This is a genomic window from Prosthecobacter sp. (assembly GCF_020439865.1).
GTDB lineage: Bacteria > Verrucomicrobiota > Verrucomicrobiia > Verrucomicrobiales > Verrucomicrobiaceae > Prosthecobacter.
Genome location: NZ_JAGRPF010000030.1, coordinates 1 through 1,959 on the forward strand (window position 1 = coordinate 1; position 1,959 = coordinate 1,959).

At 61.5% G+C, this 1,959-nt stretch carries 1 protein-coding gene; it reads left to right on the plus strand.

Annotation, left to right across the window (positions count from 1 at the left end; translation table 11 throughout):
• Positions 1–283 precede the first annotated feature (283 nt).
• A partial coding sequence (locus tag KDL09_RS02810) for a PSD1 and planctomycete cytochrome C domain-containing protein (RefSeq protein WP_294381083.1) occupies positions 284–1,959 on the plus strand: 1,676 nt, incomplete at its 3' end.

Consider the following 1,959-nt stretch of genomic DNA (forward strand, 5'->3'; position numbering starts at 1 on the left):
CACGAAAAGGCCAGCGGCTTTGGGTTCATCACCTTCGATACGGTGAAGAAGACCTACTTTATCGAGTCCTTCCGCTTCCTCATTGATGCGACCGATGGCAAGCCGACGAATCAGTTCCCCGGCTGGCCCCTGACGATCCAGCAGAAGGAAAATCGCGGGGAGAACCTGCTGGCCTAGCCTCAGCCCATGGTTCTGGAGCCTGCGCGTGGCGCCACGCGCAGGCGGCGGTAAGACTTCGCCGAAAACTCGGTGAAACGGCGGCGTTTCAGCGTGACCCCCACGTATGATCCGCTCCGCTGCTCCGCTTTTGCTCCTCACCCTCGCCACCGCCCTCAACGCAGCGGAAACGAAACGTGAGGCGACGGCCAAAGGCACCGCGTTTTTTGAGAACAAGATTCGCCCGGTGCTCGTGGAGCATTGCTACAAGTGCCACTCGGAAGCAGAGGGCGAGCGCAAGGGCGGGCTGCTGCTGGACCGGCAGTCGGGCTGGCTCGATGGCGGCGATTCAGGCCAGGCGGTGGTGCCGGGTGATGTGGAAGGCTCGCTGGTGATCCAGGCGGTGCGTTATGGCGATGAGGACACAGCGATGCCGCCGAAGTATCAGCTCGACGCCGAGGTGGTGGCGCTGCTGGAGCAGTGGGTGAAGATGGGCGCGCCGGGTCCGAAGCAGGACATCGGTGAGACAGAATTCTCGAAGCTCGGTGACCAGGATGCGATCTTTGAAAAGGCGAAGACGCACTGGGCCTTCCAACCGGTGCGAGCGGTGGAACCGCCAAAAGCGGACGACGCGGCGTGGAACGAGCATCCGATCGATCGCTTCATCTTTGCGAAGCTGAAGGAGCACAAGCTCACGCCATCGCCGCAGGCCAAGCCGCACATCTTGGAGCGCCGCTTGTCGTATGATTTCACCGGACTGCCGCCGGACGCGGAGAAGCCTGCCTCGGTGGATGATCTGTTGAAGAGTCCGCACTTCGGCGAACACTTCGCGCGGCTGTGGCTCGATGTGGCGCGCTATGCAGACACGGCGAACACCACCGTGCCAGCCACGAAGATGGTGAGCTACTATCCTTACGCGTTCACCTATCGCGATTACGTCATCGCCGCGTTCAATGCGGACAAACCGTATGATCAGTTCATCAAGGAGCAGCTCGCCGCCGATTTGATGGGCCTGAAGGATCGCTCGCCGGAGCAGGCCGCGCTCGGCTTCATCGCCGTCACGCCGTTTCTGACCAATCCGAATGACTTCGCCGACGACATGATCGACACGACGATGCGCGGCTTCATGGGACTCACCGTGGCCTGCGCCCGCTGCCACGATCACAAATTCGAGCCCGTGCCCACGGCGGATTATTATTCGCTGCACGGCGTCTTCACCTCCACCGACAAGCCGCCGCCGCATCTCATCGACGAATTTCCGCTCATTGACGGTTACGACGTCACCGCGGAGCAACGCGCCGACTTTGAGTCGAAGGAGAAGATCATCGACAAGAAGGTCGCCGCTGCGAAGAAGAGCGGAAAGCTTGTAGGCGCGAAGCAGAAGCTCTCCGAGGTCATTCAGAAGAGCGATCTCGCCGAACTCATCACTTACAACGACGGCGCACCGGTTCGTGCGATCATCGTGAAGGACAAAGAAAAACCGGTCAGGTCGAAGATCTTCCTGCGCGGTGAGCCGGACACACGCGGCGATCTCGTTCCACGTCGCTTCCTGAAACTGCTCGATCCGAAACAGGAGCCGTTTCCTGCGAACAACAGCGGCCGGCTCGCGCTCGCCGAGCACATCGCCAGCAAGGACAACCCGCTCACCGCCCGCGTCTTCGTCAATCGCGTTTGGGGCGCGCTCATGGGCGGTTATCTCGTGGACACGCCGTCGGACTTCGGCCTGCAAGGCGCCGCGCCCTCGCATCCGGAGCTGCTCGACTGGCTGGCGGCCGATTTCATGGACCATGGCTGGTCCTTGAA